Origin of the sequence: Rhizobium sp. IY2 (genome assembly GCF_047532935.1) — a bacterium.
Taxonomy (GTDB): domain Bacteria; phylum Pseudomonadota; class Alphaproteobacteria; order Rhizobiales; family Rhizobiaceae; genus Rhizobium; species Rhizobium anhuiense.
In genome coordinates, this window is record NZ_JBLKNU010000001.1 from 1,166,994 (window position 1) to 1,184,377 (window position 17,384).

Sequence of the window (17,384 nt, forward strand, 5' to 3'; positions counted from 1 at the left end):
TAGAGAATGGACAATGCCGGGATCGAGGAAATGTTTCAGGGGCTCGGCCCGGTCACGGTCAAGCGCATGTTCGGCGGCAAGGGCATCTATCATCTTGGGCGCATCATCGCGCTCGAAGTGCGGGACGAGATGCTGCTGAAGGCCGATGAGAAGAGTGCCCCGGAATTTGCGGCTGCCGGCGCCACGCAGTGGAGCTATGAAGGCAAGAAGGGCAAGCCGGTGAAGATGCCCTACTGGTCGATCCCCGACGAGGCCTATGACGATCCCGATCTGATGGCGAAATGGGTGCGGCTAGCCTATGAGGCGTCGCTTCGCGCCGAATGACTAGCTGCGTTCGGCAGTCGGCAAAGCCGCTATCGCCGCCTTGGTGAAGGCCGACAGCGGCTCGGGCAAGTCCGTCAGCGGAAACCAGCCGAAATCCGAAAGCTTGTCCGGTTCGGTCAATTGTGGTTCGCCTTCGATGTCACGGGCGAGATAGAGAACTGAAATCCAGTGCTGGCGATCGGCATCGATGATCTGCTCGGTCATGCCGATTCGTTCGATGCGCCCGATCGTCAGGCCGGTTTCTTCTTCGGCCTCGCGGCGCGCGGCTTCCTCGGCCGGCTCCATGTGATCGACCTTGCCGCCGACAATGTTCCAATAGCCGGCTTCAGGTGGGCGCATACGTTTGTAGAGAAGGATCCTGGCGTCGCGCAGAATCACCAGCCCGACGCCGAGACCCGGAAAATCGATACCGGGTCTGGCCATGGCAATGCTCAGACCTTGGCGCTGCCGGCGATCAGCATGAAAGCGGGGATATCGTCGCCGAAACCGATCGGGGTCGGGCCGTCGTCGTGGTCGCGATGGCGGCGGCGGTCGCGGCTGTCATCATTTGCCGGATAAGGCCGATTGTTGCGCGCGTTGTTCTGCGGCTTCTGCTCTGCTTTGCGCTCGTTCTTCACGATGTCGGCCTTTACTGGTGCTGCCTGGATCACTTGGACGTCATTATCCTGTATGTCGTTGTCAGATTTATGACTCGCGGCGCCACGACTGCCGCGGCCGCGGCCGCGATCCTTCTCGCCTCGATCGTCCCGACCGCCACGCTCGCGGCTGTTGCGGCGCGGGCGTTCGCTGTCCTTGCCTTCTTCTGCCGGCGGTAGGGAATTCAGGTCACCGTTCTGCCATTCGACCTTTTCGCCGATCAGCTTCTCGATGGCGTCGACGAATTTGGTGTCGCGCTTGGTGACCAGGGTGAAGGCGGCACCCGAGCGGCCGGCACGGCCGGTGCGGCCGATGCGGTGGACGTAATCCTCGGAGTGAATCGGGACATCGAAATTGAAGACGTGGCTGACATCGGGAATGTCGAGGCCGCGGGCTGCAACGTCGGAGGCGACCAGCAGCTGGAGATTGCCGTCACGGAAGCTCTGCAGCATCATCGTGCGGGAGCGCTGGTCCATATCGCCATGCAGGGCGCCGACGGAGAAACCGTGGCGCTCGAGCGACCGGAAGAGATCGGCGACATCCTTCTTGCGGTTGCAGAAGATGATGGCGTTCTTCAGCTCGGTCTGGGCACGGACGAGTTCGCGCAGAACCGCACGCTTTTCGTAGTCCTTGCTGTGCGAGGCGACGAAGCGCTGCGTCACGGTCTTTGCGGCGGAAGCCGGCTTTGCGACCTCGATGCGCTCGGGATTCTGCAGGAACCGGTCGGCGAGCTTCTGGATTTCCGGCGGCATGGTCGCCGAGAAGAACAGCGTCTGACGGGTGAACGGGATCATCTTGGCGATGCGCTCGATATCCGGGATGAAACCCATGTCGAGCATGCGGTCGGCCTCGTCGATGACGAGGATCTCGACGCCGCTCATCAGGAGCTTGCCGCGCTCGAAATGGTCGAGCAGGCGGCCGGGCGTGCAGATCAGCACGTCGGCGCCGCGCTCGAGCTTGCGGTCCTGGTCCTCGAAAGAAACGCCGCCGATCAGCAGGGCGACGTTGAGGCGGTGGTTTTTGCCGTATTTCTCGAAATTCTCGGCGACCTGGGCGGCGAGTTCGCGCGTCGGCTCGAGGATCAGCGTGCGGGGCATGCGGGCGCGGGCGCGGCCCTTCTCCAGAAGCGACAGCATCGGCAGAACGAAGGACGCCGTCTTGCCGGTGCCTGTCTGCGCGATGCCGCAAATATCGCGGCGCTCGAGCGCAAAGGGAATAGCTCCCGCCTGAATGGGCGTGGGGATCGTGTAGCCCGCGTCGGCAACAGCGGATAGCACTTTTTGGCTCAAGCCAAGGTCAGCAAATGTCGTCAAAGGGAAAACTGTTTCCGTTCCGGTTCGGCCGAGCTCTGAACGAGTCGGCGGGATTGCATGCCGCAATGCAGCGCGACATAGCCCCGAATGGCCGGCAAGTCAAGAATTAGAGAGGCCGCACCCCGTGCAGAGTGAAGCGATGGTTACCGGCCGGGTATTACTTGATATAGGTGGCGAGTTTAAGGCCGGCATTCATGAAATATACTGGATCGACCGCGTGACCGTCCTGGCGCACTTCATAATGCAGGTGCGTGCCTGTCGAGCGGCCGGTGCTGCCGGCAAGGCCGATGACGTCGTTGCGGTCGACCGTGTCGCCGACCTTGACCAGCACCTCCGACATATGCCCGTAGCGCGTCGAAATGCCGTTGCCGTGATCGACCTCGACCATGTTGCCGTAGCCGCCGGTCCAGCCGGCCGAAATCACCCTGCCAGGCGCCGTCGGGCGGATCCTTTCGCCCGGCGAAAAGCGAAAGTCGATGCCGGAATGAAGCGCGAGGCGGCCAAGGAAGGGGTCGCGGCGATTGCCGAAGGGGCTGGTCACTTCCTTGCCGACGGCGGGATTGCGGAAGGGCAGGGATTCGGCGGTGCTGCGCACGGCCTCGAGCCGGGTCAGCGCGCCGTCGAGGGCGACCAGCGAATTGTTGAAGTCGTCGTTGCTTTCAGGCTCGACATAGGGGCCGCCGACGGCATCGTCATCGTCTTTCCTGGCCGCGGTCTCGGGCATCGGGATCTTGAAGCGGGTCAGCACGGTCTCGATAGCGTTGGCGGCACTGCCGGCATCGCTCGTCAGCTGTTCGACCCGGCTGCGCTGGTCCTGTTCGACATCCTTCAGCGACAGCGTCACCTTGGAGAAGATCCGGTCGGCGCGGTCGCCGACGGTCTCCGCGGTCGGCACATAGGCAAGCGTCGAATTGTCGGGCGTCGCATCGGCGGGGGCGCCGCTTGCCAGCTGTTTCTCGATCGCCTGGATACCGCCGCCGTCAAGCGAAGCGCGCTTGTCTTTGATCTCGGGGGCATAAGACTGAACGGGGGAAGACGGCGCGGGCGGGGCGCCATCCTTCTCTGTCAGGCCGGAACTTTCGGCCCGATCGAGCAGATTGTCGAGCTTGCCATGGCGCGAGGTCAGCGCCATCTGCTGCTCCATCAGCTTGTCGACCTTGTCCTCGACCACCTGCTGGTCGAGAAGCTGGCGGGAGGTGATGCGGTCGACCTGAGCGCGAAGGGCGGCGATCCGGTCTTCATAGTCGTGCTGCATGCGGGCCTGGCGCGCCATGGTGGCGCCGATCAGGTCGTCGCGCAGCACGAGATAGGAGGTGGCGAGAAGATAGCCGATCGAGAACACGCCGATGAAGCAGAAGGCAAGGGCTGCCATCCACGGCCGGACCGTCATGTGGCGGACATTGTCGCCGCTTGCCAGGATGAGGATATGTTCCTGCGCCCGCCTGCCGAATACCCGGTGCTGATGTCCGCTGTTCACGCAGGCTCTCCCGATTGATGCTCTACGCCTCTTTCGGAAAATTAGACACGTTTATGGTTAATGAATGCTTTCATTGCCGTCGTACCCGGCAGAAATACTAGGCATTTCAAGCGTGGCTGATCGATGCCAGCGCGCGGTAGAAGGACGGCGTCAGCCCCGCCTCGGCACGGGCGAGATCATTGAAGGGCGGCTTCAGCGGTCCGCGGAAATTGGCGCGTACCAGTTCCTGGAAGGCTTTTGCCGGGTCGCGCTTCTCCCGCGCGCAGAGGAAGCGGAACCATTTGGCGCCGATGGCGACGTGGCCTTTCTCGTCGTTGTAGATGACGTCGAGCACCGCCGCACTTTCGAGATCGCCGGTTTCGCGCATCTTCGCCTGCAGCGACGGCGTGACGTCGAGGCCGCGGGCTTCAAGAATCAGCGGCACGACGGCGAGCCTTGCCGTCAGATCGTTGCGCGTCGAATGGGCAGCCTGCCAGAGCCCGTCATGGGCGGGGAGATCGCCGTAATCGGCGCCGAGATCGTTGAGTCTGGCGCGCACCATGCGAAAATGCTTCGCCTCCTCGAAAGCGACTTGCATCCAGCCGTCGAAGAAGGAATTCGGCACCTGCTCTGTCGCGAATCGCGCGACGATATCGAGCGCCAGATCGACGGCGTTGAGTTCGATATGGGCGATGGCATGCAGCAGGGCGATCCGCCCTTTGAGCGTATGCAGCGAGCGCTTCTTCACCTGGGTCGGCGGCGTCAGCTCCGGCCTGTCGGGACGGCCGGGCCTGTCCGGCAGGGCGGCATCGAGCGGCGAGCGCAGCGACACCCGGCGGGCGAACCAGCGGGTGGCGCTTTCCTGCGCAAGAGCCGTCTTGCGGTCGAGATCGGCGGAAGAGATCGCATCGATGGCGCCACCGCGCAGCGAGGTTATGGCCAGATGCCCCGTCACGCGGCGAGATTCCGCACGGCCTCGAGCACGGTTTCGGCATGCCCCTGCACCCTTACCTTCTGCCAGATGGTGGCGATGATGCCGTCCTTGCGGATGAGAAAGGTGGTGCGTTCGACGCCCATGAAATTGCGGCCATACATGCTCTTTTCTTTCCAGACGCCATAGGCCTGCAGCGTCGTCTTTTCCTCGTCCGAGGCGAGCGCAACCGAAAGACGGTGCTTCTTGACGAACTTGTCATGGCAGGCGGCCGAATCGGGAGACATGCCGATGACGGCGGCGCCCGCCGCATCAAACTCGGCTGCTAAGGCCGTGAAAGCCAATGATTCGGCGGTGCAGCCGGTCGTATCGTCCTTGGGATAGAAGAACAGCACGAGCGGCCTGCCGTGGAATTCGGCCAGCGAGACGCGGCCGCCGCCGTCGCGGGGAAGGTTGAAATCGGGGGCCGTGGCGCCGATGCCGGGAACCGCCATTGGGAAAACCTTTCTTTTGCCGGGTTTGTGGATGACACTTTCTCTCCCCGAATTATATAGTGGATGGAAACCCGTCCAGCATGGCCGGGTTCAATTCTTCACTAAAGGGAGAGCCCGAGGGCGCATGTCAGCCATCCGCGGCGAAAAGGTCACGTTTCGCAAGAAGGATATCGTTGCGCTGGACCGCCTGCCGTCCGCCCAGGCCGAGGATCCGATCATCGTCCATTGCCCGCCGCCGCGTTCGCCGATGCGCCGCACGGCGAAGCTGACCTGCGGATTTGTGGGACTGATCCTTGTTATTCTGGCCGGCATCGTTTTCACCGTCGAGAGCGGCATGTTCGACAAACCGCTGTCGCAGCAGGCGCAGGCGGCGCTGAACGGCGTGGCCGGACCGCGCTACCGCGCCGAGGTCGGCTCCACCGTCATCCGCTTCACCTCGGGCTTACGTCTGGCGCTGGAAGCGCGCAACGTCAACATGATCGACCAGGGGAGTGGCCAGCATCTGTCGACGACGGGTTCGGTGCGTCTGGGGCTGGATCCGCTGCAGCTCTTCCGCGGCCGCATCGCCGTCACGGACATCGAGGCTGACGATATCGCGCTCGATACCGCGCTTCTGCCTTCCGGCAATCCCGTCAAGCTCGACGATCTGCGCATCGACGCCATGCCGGCGGCGATGGAGAGGATCTTCTCGCAGTTCGACATGTTCGACAGTATTGCCACACGCGGCTCGACGAATTCGGTGCGCATTTCCGGCATCGACATCAAGCTTGCCGATACCGCTAACGGTCCGCTGTCGCTCGTCGTCGACAATCTCGTCTTTGCCCATGCCGGCCCGTCCTCGCTGCAATTGACCGGCGAGGTGGCGCTCAACGGCGAGGTGGCGGAACTCGACGTGCTGGCCGAGAAGGAAGACGGTCACGTTTCGAAGGTGGTGGCGACGCTGAAGCATGCCGACCTCACGCCGTTCGCGCTGAAACGCAACGATCAGGGTGTGATACGGCAGGGGCTTAGCGCCTTTGTCGACATGACGGTGTCGGCCACCAGGGCGCGCGATGGCGCGCAGCCGGCGCTTGCGGCAACGGTCGATATCGATCCCGGCCTGATCTATGCGGACGGTGATCCGCAGGAGCTGTCGGGCGGGCAAATCAACCTCGTTTATGATTTCGCCAAGCAGACGATCGAGATTGCCCGGTCCAACGCCCGGTTCGGCGCGACCACGCTGCCGATCAACGGCGCGCTGATCGATCTCGACAAGCTCGACCCGCAGGCCGGCAAGGGCTTCGGCATCGACCTGCTGGTCAGCGGCGGCACGGCGGCCCCCGGCGGTTCCGGCGAGCCGCCTGTTGCCTTCGATATCCAGGCGACCGGGCGCTACATGGTCGCCGGCCGGGAATTCCGGTTTCCCAACATGACCGTTTCCAGCCCGCTCGGCGCGCTCTACGGATCGCTTGATATCAAGCTCGGCGACAAATCGCCGGAGATCAGCTTCGCCGGCCAGTCGTCGCAGCTGCAGACGACGGCGATCAAGCAGCTCTGGCCGTTCTGGATGGCGCCCAAGGTGCGCAACTGGGTGCACGGCAATCTCTTCGGCGGCACCGTCACCGACGCTTCCATTTCCGTTTTCATTCCCTTCGGCCGGCTGGACGAGGCAGCCGGCGGCAAGGGATTGAAGCTCGACGCCAACCAGATCCGCATCGGTTTCGACATCGCGGGGGCTCGGATGAACGTCGCCGGCGACATTCCGCCCATCCGCGACACGTCGGCACATTTCGACCTGACCGGCCCCGTTGCGACGATCGCGATCAAAAGCGGCACGTCCTATTTCCCCTCCGGCCGGTCCGTCGGTCTCGGGCAGGGGACATTCGTCATACCATCCGCCTATGACAAGCCGCTGATGGCCGATATCGATCTCGCGGTGTCCGGCGCGGCGGACGCGGTCGGCGAGCTTCTAACCTACAGGCCGATCCGGGTGCTGCAGCGCGCCGGCTTTACGCCCGACGATTTCAAGGGTCGGATCGAGGCGAATGTGAAGGCGCATTTCGGCCTGCTCTCCTCGCAGAACCCGCCGCCGGCCGAATGGGCGGCGGCCATGAAGCTCAGCGATATTGATCTCGCCAAGCCATTTTCCGGCCGTACCATCACCAATCTCGACGGCACGCTGAACGGCAATCCGAAACAGATCACGCTCGATGCCAAGGCCCAGATCGACGGCGTTCCGGCCGATATCGATCTTACCGAACCGGTTGAGGCATCCGACAGTGCGTTGCGGCAGCGGGTGATCACCGCGACGCTTTCCGAGGACCAGCGCAACAAGCTGATACCCGGCCTTTCGGGCATCATCGGCGGCAGCGTGAAGATGGTGCTGACGCGGATCGACAACGACCGGCAGGACGTCCAGCTCGACCTCACCAAATCGCTGCTCGAATTGCCTTGGATCGGCTGGTCGAAGGGCAGCGGCATTGCCGCCACAGCCGAATTTGAAACCTCCGGCCCGGCCGACAACACTCAGATCAAGAACTTCCGGCTGAAAGGCGACGGTTTCGGCGCCAACGGATCGCTCAATATCGGCAAGGGTGGGCTGACCTCGGCCGATTTCGACAGTGTCAAGCTTTCCTCGCTCGACGATTTCGCTCTCTCGGTGAAGCGCAGCAAAGGCAATTTCGACGTCTCGGTCTCCGGCGACAGCGCCGATGCGCGGCCTGTTATCGCGCGGTTGAAATCGGGCTCGGACGGCGATGGCGACGGGGATGGCGGCGACACCAGCGTATCGGTGCGCGCCCGGCTGAAAAACGTCATCGGCTTCAACGACGAGAAGGTCGGCAATTTCCAGGCGCAGATATCACTGCGCGGCGACAAGCTGCAGACGCTCAACTTTTCCGCCGTCACGGACAGCGGCGAGGCCGTGGTCAGCCAGATGAAGGACGGCGGCGTCATCAACATCACCAGCGGCGATGCCGGCGCGGTATCGCGTTTCGCCGATCTCTACCAGCACATGCAGGGAGGGTTGCTCAATCTGGCGATCCGGCTGGGGGCAGAGGGCGGCTGGGACGGCTCGCTCGATGTGCGCCGCTTCTCGATCGTCAACGAACAACGCTTGCGCTCGATCGTCTCGACGCCTGTCGGAAGTGAACAGCGCAGCCTCAACGAGGCGGTCAAGCGCGACATCGATACCTCGTCGCAGCGCTTCCAGCGTGGCTTTGCCCGCGTCGTTTCACGCAATGGCATGGTCGGAATCGAGAACGGCGTGCTGCGCGGCGACCAGATCGGCGCGACCTTCCAGGGCGTCGTGCGCGACCGCAAGGGCAATATGGACATGACCGGCACCTTCATGCCGGCCTACGGCCTCAACCGCCTCTTTGCCGAGCTGCCGCTGATCGGCGTCATCCTCGGAAATGGCAGCGACCGCGGCCTGATCGGCATCACCTTCAAACTGACGGGCAAGTTCGACCAACCGAACCTGCAGATCAATCCGCTGTCGATTATCGCGCCTGGCGTCTTCCGGCAGATCTTCGAGTTCCAGTGAGGCTGTGAAGGCCGGACGGCAGAGGTCGTGGCGAGAACGCCTAAATTCCTTTCCGCCTGAGTAGGATCAGCAAAACGCGCAAGCATCGACCCGATCAGAATCGATCCGAAGCCCGGTGTCGAAACGAGCGAACGACGCTTGGCCTGCTATTTTAGGGAAATTTGATGTAAGCTGCGTCTCCGGCCTTGGCAACGGCCGTTGCGATGTCGGAGGATGCCATGCAGTGCGCTCGGACAGTCTCTTTCGTATCGGTCGCGGTGATCGCCGCTGCGGTCGGCGGCCATGCTGCATATCCCGCCGAAAAGAGCGAGCGACTGAAGCCGCCGGAGCTCATCCGGTCGGCCCATGTGCTGACGGTTCCTCTCGACGCGATGATGACGCCGCCTGTCTTCTCGATCAGCTGGTGGTCGCGCGTCAAACCTGCTTCAGACGTCAATCCGCCAAGCTATGTGTTTCGAGAGGCTGAACGGACGGATGCGCCATCCCGGCCGGGAGTCGAGTGACCGTATGCGGTAGTGCCGCGAAACTCTCGGTACGCGCGGCTGTATCGTCAACTTCGCAAATGCCTCGACACCGCCGTCAGCGAAATCGAAAAAGCCGGCGCGGAGGCCGGCTTTCATATCTGTTCGGAATTGAGGCCGCTTACGCCGCGCGGCGGATCAGGATGTGCTTCTTCTTGCCGAGCGAGAGCTTGATGACGCCGTCGGTGGTGATTTCGCCGCTGTCGATCAGACGGCGTTCGTCGCTGACCGCCTCGTCGTTGATGCGGACAGCGCCGCCCTGGACGTGGCGGCGGGCTTCGCCGTTCGAGCCGGCGAGGCCGGCGCGGACCATCAGCGACAGCAGGCCGATGCCGCTATCGAGTTCGCCGGCCGGGATATCGACCGAAGGCAGGTTTTCCGAAAGACCGCCTTCCTCGAAGGTCTTGCGCGCCGTTTCGGCTGCCTGTTCGGCGGCTTCGCGGCCGTGCAGGATCGCCGTGACCTCGGTCGCAAGGATCTTCTTGACCTCGTTGATCTCCGAACCGCCGAGTGCCGAGAGGCGGGCGATTTCATCCATCGGCAGCGTCGTGTAGAGCTTCAGGAAGCGCGAGACGTCGGCGTCCTCGGTGTTGCGCCAGTACTGCCAGAAATCATAGGCCGAGAGCATGTCGGCGTTCAGCCAGACAGCGCCCGTCGCCGACTTGCCCATCTTGGCGCCCGACGATGTCGTCAGCAGCGGCGAGGTCAGCGCATAGAGCTGCGGTGTCCCCATACGGTGACCGAGGTCGATGCCGTTGACGATATTGCCCCATTGGTCGGAACCACCCATTTGCAGGCGGCAATCGTAGCGCTTGGCGAGCTCGACGAAGTCGTAGGCCTGGAGGATCATGTAGTTGAATTCCAGGAAGGACAGGGACTGTTCGCGGTCGAGACGCGTCTTCACGCTGTCGAAGGACAGCATGCGGTTGACCGAGAAGTGCTTGCCGACATCACGCAGGAATTCGAGGTAGTTCAGCGAGCGCAGCCATTCGGCATTGTTGATCATCAGCGCGTCCTTCGGACCGTCGCCGTAGTTCAGGTAATTGGAGAAGACGCGCTTGATCGAGGCGATGTTGCCTTCGATCGTGTCCACGGTCATGAGCTGGCGCGCCTCTTCCTTGAAGGAGGGATCGCCGACCATGCCTGTGCCGCCGCCCATCAGCGAGATGGCGCGATGACCGGTCTTCTGCATCCAGTGCAGCATCATGATCTGGATCAGCGAGCCGGCGTGCAGGCTGGGCGCCGTCGGATCGAAGCCGATATAAGCCGTCACGGTTTCCTTGGCGAACATGTCGTCGAGGCCGCGCTCATCAGAGATCTGATGAATGAAGCCGCGCTCTTTCAGCGTGCGGAGGAAATCGGACTTGAACTCGGACATGGCCTTCGTCTCTTGATATCTGCGCTCGCCCATGCGGGTCTCGCGCAAGTTCGTTGTTGTTGATCTGTCGCGGCGCGTTTAGCACTGTTTTTATCAAAGTGCATCCGGGAATCGCATGGGAGGCAAGCCTCATGGATGTCATCAGGACTGCGATCGGTCTGATGAGCGGCACGTCGATGGACGGAATCGATGTCGCGCTGCTCAGGACCGACGGCCGCGGCTTCATCGAGCACGGGCCGTTCATGGGCGTGCCCTATGACGCCGATTTTCGCGGCCGGCTGAAACGGGCGCTGGAACTGGCGCGTCCGCTCAGCGACAGGAGCGAACGGCCCGCTGAGCTTCGCGACATCGAGCTGGAACTGACCTTACGTCATGCAATTGCCGTTACGGCATTCCTGGAGCGTTTCGGGCTTTCAGCCGATGCCGTCGATGTTCTCGGCTTTCATGGCCAGACAGTACTCCATCGCCCTGACGAAGGATTGACGATCCAGATCGGTGACGGTCCGGAACTGGCGCGCCGAACCGGCATACCGGTGGTGTACGACATGCGCGCCAACGACATGGTTCATGGCGGGCAGGGCGCGCCGCTGGTGCCTGCCTATCACGCCGCACTTGCGGGAAAATTCCAGCAGGCTGGACAGGCGGTGTGCTTCGTCAATATCGGCGGCATCTCCAATTTGACCTTTATCGGCACGGATGGCCGGATATCGGCCTTCGACAGTGGGCCGGGCAATACGCTGATCGACCAGTGGGTGGAGATGCAGACCGGCAGAACCTATGATCCCGGCGGCGAAATCGGTGGGCGCGGCAAGGTCGTGGCCGCTCTCGCGGAACGTTATCTGCAAAGCCCGTTCTTCCGCGGCAATCTTCGCCGTTCGCTCGACCGCGGCGATTTCGCGCCGCTTCGGCCCGAGGAAGCGAGCCTTGAAGACGGCGCCCGGACGCTCGCCCATGTCGCCGCCGCCTCGATCATCAAATCTGCCGGTTTTCTGCCCGAGAGCCCATCGATCTATATCGTCTGCGGCGGCGGGCGGCTGAACGCCACCGTGATGGCGGAGTTTTCCGCCATGGCCGGAAGGCTGGGCGCGAGGGTGTTGAGCGCCGAGGAGGCAGGCTTCGACGGTGATGCGATGGAAGCTGAGGCCTGGGCCTATCTCGCCGTCCGCTCGCTGGACGGGCTGCCGTTGACGTTTCCCGGCACGACGGGCGTCGGCGCCCCCGTCAGCGGCGGGGTGCTGGCGACGCCATGAGAGAGCAGAGCGTCATATTGAGCACGCCGCGGCTCAACTTCGTCATGTGGGACGAAGGCGATGCGGTCCTCGTGCAGCAACTGCATTCGACGATGGCGACGACCCGATATCTGTCCGGCAACGGGCCATGGAGTCTCGAAAAGGCTGAGGAGCGGCTGCGGGGCTGGTTCGAGGAGCAGGCGCGCCACGGCACGACGAAATACAAGATCCTCGACGAGGACGGCCGGTTTATCGGTCGCGCGGGGATTTCGAAGTTCAGGAACGAGCAATTCGAACTTGGCTATTCCCTGCGCGAGGAGGTGTGGGGCAAGGGCCTGGCGACCGAGGCGGCAGGTGCGGTGGTCGACTGGTTCTTCGAAAGGCAGCTTGCGCAGCGCCTCATCGCCTTCACGCATCCCGATAACATCGCCTCGCAGCGTGTGCTGAGGAAAATCGGCATGCGTGAACGCGTGCCGATCCTGATCGATGGAGTGCTTGACCCAGCTTTTGAACTCACCGCCGATATGCGGCCGGCAAAGTGCTAATTTAACTCTTTACGGCAACCGGCGGCCGGACGTGGGATTCGCGCCCAGCCTGATTGCCATCCTCGACGCCCCTGACCTGGGCGATGAACGAGAACTTCTTGCGAAGGCCAAGGATCGGCTTCTCGATGAAATGCCAGGACAGCACCGCCACGGCGAGGGCCGAGGGCAGGCCGACGAGATAGAGCGCCAGCGCACCATATTTCGGATAGAGAAATACGGACGGAAACGAGCTGATCCAGATCTGCAAAAACGGGTCATGATAGAGATAGACGCCGTAGGAATAGTCGCCCTTCCTGAAAAAGGCCGGAATGGGTACCTCCGACAGGCCGATAAAGACGGTGATATAAACGAGAGAGGTGATGACCAGGGGCCGGTTCATCACCGACTCCGTCGCTTGGCTGTCCAGGGTGAGAATGGCGACGAGGCAAACCAGGCCGGCGGCGGCGAACAGCCAGCGGGAATGCGGAATGACCGCTTTGAACTGAAAGACGACGATGCCCATCATGAAGGCCGTTATCAGCTGGGAGCCTCGGCTCATGAACAGGAAGCGAGCGATCGGCTTGACCGAGCCTGGCAGCAGATAGGGCATCTTCTGCACGACAAGGCCGATGACGATATAGGCGATCGTCACCGCAAGCAGCTTGTAGCGCGTCTTGACGATGGCAGTGATCATCAGGAACGACATGATGATGTAGCAGAAGATCTCCCAGGGAACCGTCCAGAGCGCGCCGTTGACACGTTGGCTCGGATTGTCCTGGAAAACGCCCGGCAGCTCGTAATGGATCCAACCGACGATATTCAGAAAGTATTTGAAAAACCGCGGATCGGTAAAATATTCGGCGTGATAGACGATCGTGACGAGCGGGCCGATGATCAGCGAACAAACGACGATATCGACGGCAAGCGCCGGGACGATACGCAAGCTTCGGTTGATCAGGAAATTTCTGAGGCTCAGGCGTTGGGCGCTGCCGGCGATCAGAAATCCGCTCAGCGCGAAGAACATCGGAACAAGAGCGTATTCCGTGAACCAGAATACCGACCCCCTGATGAAGTCATTGTTCCTGGTTAACAAAAAGGAATGGGTCAATACGATGGAAAAGGCGAGCCCTATTCGAAGAAAATCGAACCCCGGACCGATTCCCCTATACTTATCCAGGACTTCCCCGAACGACTTGGTCATTGCGGACCTCGCTTTTGTTAGGATCGCGAGGACCCTACCGCACTGCAACATACATTGCAACACGATAGGTGATCTGTTCTGACACGTTCGGTCCGGTGAGGTTCCGGACCGTCACGGCATCGATGGGGCCGAGATTTTGTGGTGTCAGCGAATCCGCTTGGCGGCCGGTTCCGGCACCAGTTCGCCGTTGAGGCGGCGGTCGAGATAGTCTTCGCATTCGCCCATCAGGGTTTCCACCTGGCCGTTGAAGAAGTGGTTGGCGTTGGCAACGGTGCGGTGGGTGATGAGGATGCCCTTCTGGGTCTTCAGCTTCTCCACAAGGCCATTGACATCCTTTTCCGGCGCTACCTTGTCGGCCTCGCCATTGATGATCAGGCCGGAAGAGGGGCAGGGCGCCAGGAAGGAGAAGTCGTAGGTGTTCGGCTGCGGCGCGATCGACATGAAGCCTTCGATCTCCGGCCGGCGCATCAGCAGCTGCATGCCGATCCAGGAGCCGAAGGAATAACCGGCGACCCAACAGGTCTTGGAATCGGGATGCAGGCTCTGCACCCAGTCGAGCGCCGAGGCGGCATCCGAAAGTTCGCCGGCGCCGTGGTCGAATTCGCCCTGGCTGCGGCCGATGCCCCGGAAATTGAAGCGCAGCGTCGTGAACCCGCGCTTCTGGAACATGTAGAAGAGCTGATAGACGATCTGATTGTTCATCGTGCCGCCGAACTGCGGATGCGGATGCAGAATCAGGGCGATGGGCGCGCTTTTTTCCTTGGAGGGCTGGTAGCGGCCTTCAAGACGGCCGGCTGGGCCGTTGAAAATTACTTCGGGCATTGGTACTCCGGGTTTTATTTCGCGTTCGCGCTGCGTTGGACGACAACATTGACTTGACTAGTGTTGTCAGCTTTTCTAAAACGCAGTTTAGAACAATTCGAAACTTGCATGGCGATCCACGCATCGTGGAATGTGTCATAAGGCAAGCCCGGCGGAAATTTCAAGAAAAATGAACCGCGGCCGCTGAAGCAAGCTCGTCAAGCGCAGGACTGAAGATCATGGCGCCGCCACGCCTTTATCTCGACTGGAATGCCACAGCGCCGCTACACCCCGCAGCACGCGAGGCGATCATGCGCGCCATCGACATTTTCGGCAATCCAAATTCCGTTCACGGCGAAGGCCGCGCCGCCCGCGCTGCGATTGAAGGTGCGCGGCGCAAAGTGGCGGCACTTGCCGGCACCGATGCCGGAAATGTGGTTTTTACCAGCGGCGCGACCGAGGCCGCCAACCTGGTGTTGACGCCGGATTTCCGCATGGGCCGCACGCCGCTCCGGCTCGGCCAGCTTTATTTTTCGGCGATCGAGCATCCGGCAGTGCGCGAGGGTGGCCGCTTCGCCAGAGAGACGATGACGGAGATCCCGGTGACGGAAGCCGGCATCGTCGATCTCGATGCGCTCGGCACCCTGCTCGATGCTCATGACAAGGCTGCCGGCCTGCCGATGGTCGCCATCATGCTCGTCAACAACGAGACGGGCATCGTCCAGCCTGTGGAGGCAGCGGCAAAGATCGTGCATGCCCATGGTGGGCTCCTGGTCGTCGACGCCGTTCAGGCCGCCGGTCGCCTCGCGCTCGATATCAATCGGATCGGCGCCGATTTCATGATCGTCTCCTCGCATAAGATCGGCGGACCGAAGGGTGCCGGCGCGCTCATTGCGCGCGGCGAGGCGTTGATGCCGCGGCCGCTGATCCAGGGTGGCGGCCAGGAGCGGGGTCACCGCTCGGGGACACAGAATTCACTGGCGCTGATCGGCTTCGGCGCGGCGGCGGAAGCCGCGGCCGAGGAGCTCGATGCGCGCAATGCGGCGATCGGCGCGTTGCGCGAGCGGCTGGAAGCCGGCATGCGTCGGGCGGCAGCCGATGTAATGATCCACGGCGAGGGCGGCGAACGTGTCGCCAACACGATCTTCTTCACCCTGCCGGGGCTGAAGGCCGAGACCGGGCAGATCGCCTTCGATCTCGAAGGCGTTGCCCTTTCCGCAGGCTCGGCCTGCTCATCCGGTCGGCTTGGCGAAAGCCATGTGCTGACGGCGATGGGACGTGACGCCAAGCTCGGGGCATTGCGCATCTCGCTCGGCTTTTCGACAACGGAAGACGATGTCGACAGGGTGATTGCGGCTTTCGCGAAGATTGCCTGCCGGCGAAGGTCGGCGGGTGAGGCGGCATAAGCCGCATCATAAACTTGCGGAAACGCAAATTTCCGCTTGCCAATCGGGCTGAAAAGTCCCTTTTGGCCTCTTACATCAGGGTAAGGCATTTGCCCGACATCAGGGCAGGACAATTGCCCGAACGCTACAAGCTGCCGGACCTTGTATCCGGCGAGATTGGAGAATGAAATGGCTGCGGTGCAGGAAACAATCGACCAGGTCCGCCTGATCGATGTGGACCAGTACAAATACGGTTTCGAGACCGTCATCGAGATGGACAAAGCGCCGAAAGGCCTGTCCGAGGACATCATTCGCTTCATTTCGGCCAAGAAGCAGGAGCCGGAGTGGATGCTGGAATGGCGCCTTGAAGCCTATCGGCGCTGGCTGACGCTGGAAGAGCCGACCTGGGCGCGCGTCAATTATCCGAAGATCGATTTCAACGACATCTATTACTACGCCGCGCCGAAGAGCACGCCGGGTCCGAAGTCGCTCGACGAGGTCGATCCGGAGCTGTTGAAGGTCTACGAGAAGCTCGGCATCCCGCTGCGCGAGCAGGAGATCCTTGCCGGTGTCGAGAAGCCGAAGATCGCCGTCGACGCCGTTTTCGACAGCGTTTCGGTCGTCACCACCTTCAAGGCGGAGCTGAAGAAGGCCGGCGTGATCTTCATGTCGATCTCGGAAGCCATCCGCGAGCATCCGGAACTGGTGCAGAAATACCTCGGCTCCGTGGTGCCGACGAGCGATAACTATTATGCGACGCTGAATTCGGCTGTTTTCACCGACGGCTCCTTCGTGTTCATTCCGAAGGGCGTTCGCTGCCCGATGGAGCTTTCCACCTATTTCCGCATCAACGAGAAGGGCACCGGCCAGTTCGAGCGCACCCTGATCATCGCGGAAGAAGGCGCCTACGTCTCCTATCTGGAAGGCTGCACGGCGCCGCAGCGCGACGAAAATCAGTTGCATGCTGCCGTGGTCGAGCTGGTTGCGCTCGACGATGCCGAGATCAAGTATTCCACCGTCCAGAACTGGTATCCCGGTGACAAGGAAGGCAAGGGCGGCATCTACAACTTCGTCACCAAGCGCGGCGATTGCCGTGGCGACCGCTCGAAGATTTCCTGGACGCAGGTCGAAACCGGCTCGGCGATCACCTGGAAATATCCGTCCTGCATCCTGCGCGGCGACGACAGCCGCGGCGAGTTCTACTCGATCGCCGTGTCCAACGGCCATCAGCAGATCGACAGCGGCACCAAGATGATCCATCTCGGCAAGAACACGTCGAGCCGCATCGTCTCCAAGGGCATCGCCGCCGGCGTGTCCAACAACACCTATCGCGGCCAGGTCTCGGCTCACCGCAAGGCGTCGAACGCACGCAACTTCACCCAGTGCGATTCGCTGCTGATCGGCGACAAGTGCGGCGCTCATACCGTGCCCTACATCGAGGCGAAGAATTCGACGGCGCAGTTCGAACATGAAGCCACGACCTCGAAGATCTCCGAGGACCAACTGTTCTACTGCCTGCAGCGCGGTATCCCGACAGAAGCGGCGATCGCACTGATCGTCAACGGCTTCGTCAAGGAAGTCCTGCAGGAACTGCCGATGGAATTCGCCGTCGAGGCGCAGAAGCTGATCAGCATCTCGCTCGAAGGCTCGGTTGGGTAGTGGACGAAA

The 17,384-nt window shown here is 62.0% G+C and carries 15 protein-coding genes; 7 read left to right on the top strand and 8 right to left on the bottom strand.

The genetic code is table 11. From position 1 onward, the window contains the following. Positions 1-6: 6 nt before the first annotated feature. Positions 7-324 carry a TfoX/Sxy family protein gene (locus tag ACMUVN_RS05680; protein ID WP_047609986.1) on the top strand — a complete coding sequence of 106 codons (318 nt, stop codon included), beginning with the start codon at positions 7-9 and terminating at the stop codon, positions 322-324. On the opposite strand, the gene ACMUVN_RS05685 is transcribed toward ACMUVN_RS05680, so the two are convergent. The 5 genes from ACMUVN_RS05685 to ACMUVN_RS05705 all read right to left on the bottom strand — a co-directional run bounded on the left by ACMUVN_RS05685 (position 325) and on the right by ACMUVN_RS05705 (position 5,154). Further along, positions 325-747, bottom strand: coding sequence for an NUDIX domain-containing protein (locus tag ACMUVN_RS05685; RefSeq protein ID WP_047609985.1), 423 nt, complete (start codon positions 745-747; stop codon positions 325-327). An 8-nt stretch (positions 748-755) separates the two neighbouring features. Beyond that, positions 756-2,273 carry a DEAD/DEAH box helicase gene (locus tag ACMUVN_RS05690; protein ID WP_047609983.1) on the bottom strand — a complete coding sequence of 506 codons (1,518 nt, stop codon included), beginning with the start codon at positions 2,271-2,273 and terminating at the stop codon, positions 756-758. Positions 2,274-2,430: 157 nt separating this feature from the next. Then, positions 2,431-3,750 (bottom strand): peptidoglycan DD-metalloendopeptidase family protein, encoded by a 1,320-nt coding sequence (locus ACMUVN_RS05695; protein ID WP_127430896.1) that lies wholly within the window; start codon positions 3,748-3,750, stop codon positions 2,431-2,433. A 106-nt stretch (positions 3,751-3,856) separates the two neighbouring features. After that, positions 3,857-4,684 carry a ferritin-like domain-containing protein gene (locus tag ACMUVN_RS05700; protein ID WP_028758362.1) on the bottom strand — a complete coding sequence of 276 codons (828 nt, stop codon included), beginning with the start codon at positions 4,682-4,684 and terminating at the stop codon, positions 3,857-3,859. Continuing rightward, complete coding sequence (locus ACMUVN_RS05705) at positions 4,681-5,154, bottom strand: peroxiredoxin (protein WP_132571885.1); 474 nt, start codon at positions 5,152-5,154, stop codon at positions 4,681-4,683. The genes ACMUVN_RS05700 and ACMUVN_RS05705 overlap by 4 nt, the downstream gene beginning before the upstream one ends. 124 nt (positions 5,155-5,278) lie before the next feature. Between ACMUVN_RS05705 and ACMUVN_RS05710 the strand changes: the two genes are divergently transcribed. Next, positions 5,279-8,677, top strand: a complete 3,399-nt coding sequence (locus ACMUVN_RS05710; RefSeq protein WP_132571882.1) for a DUF3971 domain-containing protein — start codon at positions 5,279-5,281, stop codon at positions 8,675-8,677. 218 nt (positions 8,678-8,895) lie between these two features. Next, positions 8,896-9,180, top strand: coding sequence for a hypothetical protein (locus ACMUVN_RS05715; protein WP_028758365.1), 285 nt, complete (start codon positions 8,896-8,898; stop codon positions 9,178-9,180). Positions 9,181-9,319: 139 nt separating this feature from the next. On the opposite strand, the gene tyrS is transcribed toward ACMUVN_RS05715, so the two are convergent. Continuing rightward, on the bottom strand, positions 9,320-10,576 hold the full coding sequence (tyrS, locus tag ACMUVN_RS05720; protein WP_047611578.1) for a tyrosine--tRNA ligase: 1,257 nt from the start codon (positions 10,574-10,576) through the stop codon (positions 9,320-9,322). 131 nt (positions 10,577-10,707) lie between these two features. Here tyrS and ACMUVN_RS05725 point away from each other — a divergent pair, with 131 nt between their 5' ends. Both ACMUVN_RS05725 and ACMUVN_RS05730 read left to right on the top strand, forming a co-directional pair. Continuing rightward, positions 10,708-11,826, top strand: a complete 1,119-nt coding sequence (locus tag ACMUVN_RS05725; protein ID WP_047609972.1) for an anhydro-N-acetylmuramic acid kinase — start codon at positions 10,708-10,710, stop codon at positions 11,824-11,826. Further along, positions 11,823-12,350 (top strand): GNAT family N-acetyltransferase, encoded by a 528-nt coding sequence (locus ACMUVN_RS05730; RefSeq protein ID WP_063475238.1) that lies wholly within the window; start codon positions 11,823-11,825, stop codon positions 12,348-12,350. The genes ACMUVN_RS05725 and ACMUVN_RS05730 overlap by 4 nt, the downstream gene beginning before the upstream one ends. A gap of 1 nt (position 12,351) precedes the next feature. Here ACMUVN_RS05730 and ACMUVN_RS05735 read toward each other — a convergent pair whose 3' ends face one another. Both ACMUVN_RS05735 and ACMUVN_RS05740 read right to left on the bottom strand, forming a co-directional pair. Then, positions 12,352-13,530 (bottom strand): acyltransferase family protein, encoded by a 1,179-nt coding sequence (locus ACMUVN_RS05735; protein WP_063475239.1) that lies wholly within the window; start codon positions 13,528-13,530, stop codon positions 12,352-12,354. A 144-nt stretch (positions 13,531-13,674) separates the two neighbouring features. Then, positions 13,675-14,352: an alpha/beta hydrolase gene (locus ACMUVN_RS05740; protein WP_003559715.1), complete on the bottom strand. Its 678-nt coding sequence runs from the start codon at positions 14,350-14,352 to the stop codon at positions 13,675-13,677. 218 nt (positions 14,353-14,570) lie between these two features. Here ACMUVN_RS05740 and ACMUVN_RS05745 point away from each other — a divergent pair, with 218 nt between their 5' ends. Both ACMUVN_RS05745 and sufB read left to right on the top strand, forming a co-directional pair. Beyond that, positions 14,571-15,737 (top strand): cysteine desulfurase family protein, encoded by a 1,167-nt coding sequence (locus ACMUVN_RS05745; RefSeq protein WP_063475240.1) that lies wholly within the window; start codon positions 14,571-14,573, stop codon positions 15,735-15,737. 168 nt (positions 15,738-15,905) lie between these two features. Next, positions 15,906-17,375 carry a Fe-S cluster assembly protein SufB gene (gene sufB, locus ACMUVN_RS05750; RefSeq protein ID WP_047609963.1) on the top strand — a complete coding sequence of 490 codons (1,470 nt, stop codon included), beginning with the start codon at positions 15,906-15,908 and terminating at the stop codon, positions 17,373-17,375. Positions 17,376-17,384 lie beyond the last annotated feature (9 nt).